The sequence below is a fragment of the Streptomyces poriferorum genome (assembly GCF_019399235.1).
In the GTDB taxonomy this organism is placed as follows: Bacteria; Actinomycetota; Actinomycetes; order Streptomycetales; family Streptomycetaceae; genus Streptomyces; species Streptomyces poriferorum.
Genome location: NZ_JAELVH010000397.1, coordinates 1 through 6,843, shown reverse-complemented (window position 1 = coordinate 6,843; position 6,843 = coordinate 1). Strand labels below are relative to the sequence as shown.

The window sequence follows — 6,843 nt, the reverse complement described above, 5'->3', positions numbered from 1 at the left end:
CTCCCCACCCCCGTCCTGGCGTACGCCATAAGGCATCTGGGGGCCGTCGCGGGCGTCGAGGTCACCGCCAGCCACAACCCGCCGCGCGACAACGGCTACAAGGTCTACCTCGGCGACGGCTCGCAGATCGTGCCGCCGGCCGACGGCGAGATCGCCGCCGCCATCGCCGCGGTCGGCCCGCTCGACACGGTGCCCCGCCCCGGCAACGGCTGGGAGACCCTCGGCGACGAGGTCCTGGACGCCTATCTGGCGCGTACGGACGCGGTCCTCGCCGCCGGCTCCCCGCGCACGGCCCACGTCGTGTACACGGCCATGCACGGCGTCGGCACCTCCGTGCTCACCGCCGCCTTCGACCGCGCCGGCTTCCCCGCCCCGGTCCTCGTCGCCGAGCAGGCCGAGCCCGACCCCGCGTTCCCCACCGTCGCGTTCCCCAATCCGGAGGAGCCAGGCGCGATGGATCTCGCGTTCGCCACCGCGCGCCGCTCGGACCCGGACCTCGTCATCGCCAACGACCCGGACGCGGACCGCTGCGCCGTCGCCGTCCCGGTCCCGGACCTGGGCGGTGTCAGCGGCAGCGGCGTGTTCGCCGAGTCGATCGTGTCATCGTCCCTCCTCGGCCGGATCGCGGAGAAGGCGGGCCTCGGATACGAGGAGACGCTGACCGGCTTCAAGTGGATCGCCCGTGTGGAGGGTCTGCGGTACGGCTACGAGGAGGCGCTCGGGTACTGCGTCGACCCGGACGGCGTCCGCGACAAGGACGGGGTCACGGCCGCGCTGCTGGTCGCCGAACTCGCCTCCGTGCTCAAGGAGCAGGGCCGCACCCTGCTCGACCTGCTGGACGACCTCGCCCTGGAACACGGGCTGCACGCCACCGACCAGCTGTCGGTCCGGGTCGAGGACCTGTCCGTCATCGCGGACGCCATGCGCCGCCTGCGCGAGCAGCCGCCGGCCGCACTCGCCGGCCTCGCCGTCACCTCTGCCGAGGACCTTGCCCGCGGTACGGAACTGCTGCCGGCCACCGATGGGCTGCGCTACCACCTGGAGGGTGCCCGGGTGATCGTCCGCCCGAGCGGCACCGAGCCGAAGCTCAAGTGCTACCTGGAGGTCGTGGTGCCGGTCGGCTCGGCCGACGAGCTGCCGGCGGCCCGCGCGAAGGGCGCGGAACTGCTGACCGGCATCAAGCGGGACCTGGCGGCCGCGGCCGGGATCTGACCCGGAGAACCCGACACCGGCTCACGTACGCCCCAGGCCGGCTGCCGGCGTCGAGGGGCACCTCACACATGCGGGCGCCCCCGGCCGGTACTCCACCCGGCCGGGGGCGCTTCTCACCGCTGTTCGCTCCGGCTGCTTGCTCCAGCCGTTCGTTCCGACGACCGGCGTTCCGCGGCGCTGTCCGCGCAGCGACCGTCAGCTGTCCGCCCAGCGGCTGTCAGCCGACGATGAGCAGTACCACCAGCAGCACGGCACCCACGACGGCCGGTGCGATCACCTCGTACGCCCAGCGGACCGACGCGACGGCGCCCTCGGTGGCGGGCTTGTCGCCCGCGTGCTCGGCCAGCTGCCGCAGATCGTGCATCGTCTGGTCGGCGATCGCCGCCCGCGCCTTCGTGTCGCGTACGTCGGCGCTGGCGGACGTCCGGCCGTACGGGTCGTCGGCCGCCTGCCGCGACTGGTGGCGGGCGACCTTCTTGCGCTGCCGCAGCGACACCGGGATCGCCCAGAGCTGGTACTTCCCGCCGTCGTGGGTGAAGATCTCGCTCGAGTACCCGGCCCGGACGTCCTCGACGTCGGTCCACGGCAGCGTGATCGTCCGGAACGGGTTACGGATCCGGATGCGCTGTTCGTTGGCGGACACCACCGGCCGCAGGGTGAAGGCGACCACCAGCGGCACCACGGTCAGCAGGGCGGCCAGCGCCAGCCACGGCACGCTGCCCTCGCCCTGGATGACGGCGTCCACGCCGATCCAGCCGACGAGCACAAGCAGCAGGACACCTCCGATCAGCCCGGCGGGCGACCGGAACGTCCGGTCGGCGTAGGTGGGCTCGGAGGGCGGTGTGGGGCTCGTCATGAGCCCGATTCTGCCTGACGTGCGCGGCGGACGCGGGGGCGGCCGTCCGGACACGCGTACGGAGTCCGGCGGGGCCGGGCCCGGACACGCGTTCGCCTTCGCCGCGCCGCCGCGCGATACGCGTCCGACCTGGGCCCCTGTACAGGTCGCTACGCGCGTAGATATGCTCATGTGGTGACCATGCCCACCACTGCTCCCGCATTCGCCGACGCGACGGCGTCCGACAGTGCGCTGCGCCGCTTCCTGCACGGGCTGCCCGGCGTCGACGCCGTCGGCCTCGAAGCGCGCGCCGCCTCGCTCGGAACCCGTTCGATCAAGACGACGGCCAAGGCGTACGCCATCGACCTCGCCATTTCGATGATCGACCTGACGACGCTGGAAGGCTCGGACACCCCGGGCAAGGTCCGCGCGCTCGCCGCCAAGGCCGTCCATCCCGATCCCACCGACCGCACGACCCCGCACACCGCGGCGGTCTGCGTCTACCCCGACATGGCGGCGACCGCGGTGGCCGCCCTGGCCGGCTCCGGCGTGAAGGTGGCGTCCGTCGCCACGGCCTTCCCCGCCGGGCGCGCCGCGCTCGACGTGAAGCTCGCGGACGTCCGGGACGCCGTGGCCGCGGGGGCCGACGAGATCGACATGGTGATCGACCGCGGCGCCTTCCTCTCCGGCCGCTATCTGAAGGTGTACGAGGAGATCCTCGCCGTGAAGGCCGAGTGCGGCCGGGCCCGGCTGAAGGTGATCTTCGAGACCGGCGAGCTGTCCACGTACGACAACATCCGGCGGGCCTCCTGGCTCGGGATGCTGGCGGGCGCGGACTTCATCAAGACGTCGACCGGCAAGGTCGGCGTCAACGCCACACCCGCGAACACCCTGCTGATGCTGGAGGCGGTGCGCGACTTCCGCGCGCAGACCGGCGTCCAGATCGGCGTGAAGCCGGCCGGCGGCATCCGCACCTCCAAGGACGCCATCAAGTTCCTGGTGCTGGTGAACGAGACGGCGGGCGAGGACTGGCTGGACAGCCGCTGGTTCCGCTTCGGCGCCTCCAGCCTGCTGAACGACCTGCTGATGCAGCGCCAGAAGCTCAGCACCGGCCGTTACTCCGGCCCCGATTACGTGACGGTGGACTGATTCCCATGGCATCTGCATTCGAGTACGCACCGGCGCCGGAATCCCGTTCCGTCGTCGACATCGCCCCCTCCTACGGCCTGTTCATCGACGGCGAGTTCACCGACGCCGCCGACGGCCAGGTCTTCAAGACGGTCAGCCCGTCGTCCGAGGAGGTGCTCTCCGAGGTCGCGCGGGCGGGCACCGCGGACGTGGACCGGGCCGTGCAGGCGGCCCGCCGGGCGTTCGAGAAGTGGTCGGCGCTGCCCGGCTCCGAGCGCGCCAAGTACCTGTTCCGGATCGCCAGGATCATCCAGGAGCGCAGCCGCGAGCTCGCCGTTCTCGAAACCCTCGACAACGGCAAGCCGATCAAGGAGACCCGCGACGCGGACCTCCCGCTGGTCGCCGCGCACTTCTTCTACTACGCGGGCTGGGCCGACAAGCTGGACCACGCGGGTTACGGAGCGAATCCGCGCCCGCTCGGCGTTGCCGGCCAGATCATCCCGTGGAACTTCCCGCTGCTGATGCTCGCGTGGAAGATCGCCCCGGCGCTCGCCACCGGCAACACCGTGGTGCTGAAGCCGGCCGAGACGACCCCGCTCTCCGCCCTCTTCTTCGCCGACATCTGCCGCCAGGCGGGCCTGCCCAAGGGTGTCGTCAACATCCTGACGGGCTACGGGGACGCGGGCTCGGCCCTCGTCGAGCACCCGGACGTCAACAAGATCGCCTTCACCGGGTCGACCGCGGTCGGCAAGGCCATCGCCCGCCAGATCGCCGGCACCGGCAAGAAGGCCACGCTGGAGCTGGGCGGCAAGGGCGCCAACATCGTCTTCGACGACGCCCCCGTCGACCAGGCCGTCGAGGGCATCGTCACCGGCATCTTCTTCAACCAGGGCCAGGTCTGCTGCGCGGGCTCGCGACTCCTCGTACAGGAGTCCATCGAGGACGAACTGCTCGACTCCCTCAAGCGCCGGCTGTCCACGCTGCGCCTCGGCGACCCGCTGGACAAGAACACCGATATCGGCGCGATCAACTCCCAGGAGCAGCTCTCCCGGATCACCGCGCTCGTCGAGACGGGCGAGGCGGAGGGCGCAGACCGCTGGTCGGCCCCGTGCGAGCTGCCGTCCGCCGGCTACTGGTTCGCGCCGACGCTGTTCACCGGCGTCACGCAGGCGCACACCGTCGCCCGCGACGAGATCTTCGGCCCGGTCCTGTCCGTGCTGAGCTTCCGTACGCCGGACGAGGCGGTCGCCAAGGCCAACAACAGCCAGTACGGCCTCTCGGCCGGCATCTGGACGGAGAAGGGTTCCCGCATCCTCGCGGTGGCGAACAAGCTCCGGGCGGGCGTCGTCTGGGCCAACACGTTCAACAAGTTCGACCCGACCTCGCCGTTCGGCGGATACAAGGAGTCGGGCTTCGGCCGCGAAGGCGGCCGTCACGGCCTGGAGGGTTACCTCGATGTCTGAGCGCAGTGACCGACTGAGCGTCTTCAAGACCTACAAGCTGTACGTCGGGGGCAAGTTCCCCCGCTCCGAGAGCGGCCGGGTGTACGAGGTGACGGACTCGAAGGGCAAGTGGCTGGCGAACGCGCCCCAGTCCTCCCGCAAGGACGCGCGGGACGCCGTCGTGGCCGCCCGCAAGGCGTTCGGCGGCTGGTCGGGCGCGACCGCGTACAACCGCGGCCAGATCCTCTACCGCATCGCGGAGATGCTGGAGGGCCGCCGGGACCAGTTCGTCCGCGAGGTGGCGGAGGCCGAGGGGCTGTCGAAGTCCAAGGCCGCGGCCGTCGTGGACGCGGCGGTCGACCGCTGGGTCTGGTACGCGGGCTGGACGGACAAGATCGCCCAGATCGTGGGCGGGGCGAACCCGGTCGCGGGCCCGTTCTTCAACCTCTCGACGCCGGAGCCGACCGGGGTCGTGACCGTCCTCGCGCCGCAGGAGTCGTCGTTCCTCGGGCTGGTCTCGGTGCTCGCGCCCGTGATCGCGGCCGGCAACACGGCGGTCGTCGTGGCCTCGGCCGAGTCCCCGCTGCCCGCGCTGTCACTGGGCGAGGTGCTGGCCACCTCGGACCTGCCGGGCGGCGTGGTCAACATCCTGTCGGGAAGGACGGCGGAGATCGCCGCGCCGCTCGCCTCCCACCAGGACGTGAACGGCATCGACCTGACGGGAGCGGACGCGGAACTGGCGAAGGAGCTGGAGATCGCGGCGGCGGACAACCTGAAGCGGGTCTCCCGTCCACAGGCTGTGGACGGTGACGGCGACTGGTCGACCGATCCCGGCACCCGCCGGCTGACGGCGTTCCTGGAGACCAAGACCGTCTGGCACCCGACAGGCGCGCTGGGCGCGTCGGGCTCCTCGTACTGACGCGCGTAACGGCGTGGCCCGTGCCCCGGGGACCCCGGGGCACGGGCCATTTCCGCGTCAGCCGTGCAGCAGGCCCGTGACCTGCCCGACCACGGGCAGGTCCTTCAGCGCGCCGCCACTGGTCACCGGGTCGGTGACCAGTGCGGTGGAGACCGGCTTGAAGTCGGCGACCTGCGTCCCCACCGCGTTGTCCAGCGGGTCGACACCCGTACCGGCCAGCGGGTCGAGCTGCAGATGCGTGACGGGCGCGATGCCGCTGCCCAGCGAGTGGCCGAGCGCGCCGGTGACCGCACCACCGGCCGCCTCGCTCGCCTCGCCGAGGCTGGTGTCCGTACCCGACGCCTGCACGAGGGGCAGCGGGGCCGCCTGGGCCGCCGCACCCCCCGCACCGAGCGCGGCACCCACCGCGGTGACGGTCAGACCTGCCCGCAGCAGCGTGCGGCGCCGGGACTTGGAAAGTGCGTGACGTGCCATGAAGTTCCCACCTGATCGGGCCGATTCGAACCATCAATCGAGTAATCGGTTGAGTGCACAGAGTAGTTGAGGTGTGATGCCGGATACCAACAGGACCTCCGGGGATCCCCTGTGCGGGTCAATGCCTCACACTTGTGTTCTGTGAGTTCCCAAGCGATTTCGACCCGCGTCGTCCTGCTGGCGGGCCCCTCCGGCTCCGGCAAGTCATCCCTGGCCGCCCGTACCGGTCTTCCGGTGCTGCGGCTGGACGACTTCTACAAGGAGGCAGGCGACCCCACGCTGCCGCTCGTCACCGGCAGCACGGACATCGACTGGGACTCCGCCCTGTCCTGGGACGCCGACGCGGCGGTCGCCGCGATCACGGAACTGTGCCGCACCGGACGGACCGACGTACCGGTGTACGACATCGCGACCAGTTCCCGTACGGGCCACGAGGGCTTCCACATCGAGCGCACGCCGCTCTTCGTGGCCGAGGGGATCTTCGCAGCGGACATCGTGGAGCGGTGCCAGTCCCTGGGCCTCCTGTCGGACGCCCTGTGCCTGCGCGGCCGCCCGTCGACCACCTTCCGCCGCCGGCTGCTGCGGGACCTGCGCGAAGGCCGCAAGTCAGTGCCGTTCCTGCTGCGCCGGGGCTGGCGGCTGATGCGCGCCGAACGCCGCATCGTGGCGCGCCAGGCGGAGCTGGGAGCGTACCCCTGCGGCAAGGCCGAGGCCCTGGGCCGCCTGGCCGCCGCCGCGGCGGGCCGCTGCCGCACGCCCACGCCCGCGCCCGCGCCCGCGCCCGCGCCGGTAAGGATCAGCCCCGCCGGCGATTGAGGAGCGGGGGCCCGGGG

7 protein-coding genes are annotated in these 6,843 nt (G+C 71.8%); 5 read left to right on the top strand and 2 right to left on the bottom strand.

Features of this window, described 5'->3' with window-relative positions:
• The coding region (locus JGS39_RS36775; RefSeq protein ID WP_219574109.1) for a phospho-sugar mutase at positions 1–1,212 on the top strand (1,212 nt) is incomplete at its 5' end.
• 217 nt (positions 1,213–1,429) lie between these two features.
• Here JGS39_RS36775 and JGS39_RS36770 read toward each other — a convergent pair.
• Positions 1,430–2,068, bottom strand: coding sequence for a PH domain-containing protein (locus tag JGS39_RS36770; protein ID WP_219574108.1), 639 nt, complete (start codon positions 2,066–2,068; stop codon positions 1,430–1,432).
• A gap of 180 nt (positions 2,069–2,248) precedes the next feature.
• On the opposite strand from JGS39_RS36770, the gene deoC reads away from it, so the two are divergent.
• From deoC to JGS39_RS36755, 3 genes are read left to right on the top strand one after another with little or no spacing between them, the layout of a single operon-like run.
• Positions 2,249–3,196: a deoxyribose-phosphate aldolase gene (deoC, locus tag JGS39_RS36765; protein ID WP_219574111.1), complete on the top strand. Its 948-nt coding sequence runs from the start codon at positions 2,249–2,251 to the stop codon at positions 3,194–3,196.
• A 5-nt stretch (positions 3,197–3,201) separates the two neighbouring features.
• A complete protein-coding gene (locus JGS39_RS36760) occupies positions 3,202–4,638 on the top strand; it encodes an aldehyde dehydrogenase family protein (RefSeq protein WP_219574107.1) in 1,437 nt (478 codons plus the stop codon).
• Positions 4,631–5,536 carry an aldehyde dehydrogenase family protein gene (locus JGS39_RS36755; RefSeq protein ID WP_219574106.1) on the top strand — a complete coding sequence of 302 codons (906 nt, stop codon included), beginning with the start codon at positions 4,631–4,633 and terminating at the stop codon, positions 5,534–5,536. The genes JGS39_RS36760 and JGS39_RS36755 overlap by 8 nt, the downstream gene beginning before the upstream one ends.
• A 57-nt stretch (positions 5,537–5,593) precedes the next feature.
• On the opposite strand, the gene JGS39_RS36750 is transcribed toward JGS39_RS36755, so the two are convergent.
• Complete coding sequence (locus JGS39_RS36750) at positions 5,594–6,010, bottom strand: hypothetical protein (protein WP_219574105.1); 417 nt, start codon at positions 6,008–6,010, stop codon at positions 5,594–5,596.
• A 141-nt stretch (positions 6,011–6,151) separates the two neighbouring features.
• Here JGS39_RS36750 and JGS39_RS36745 point away from each other — a divergent pair, with 141 nt between their 5' ends.
• Positions 6,152–6,826 (top strand): uridine kinase family protein, encoded by a 675-nt coding sequence (locus tag JGS39_RS36745; protein WP_308120926.1) that lies wholly within the window; start codon positions 6,152–6,154, stop codon positions 6,824–6,826.
• The last annotated feature ends 17 nt before the right edge of the window (positions 6,827–6,843 follow it).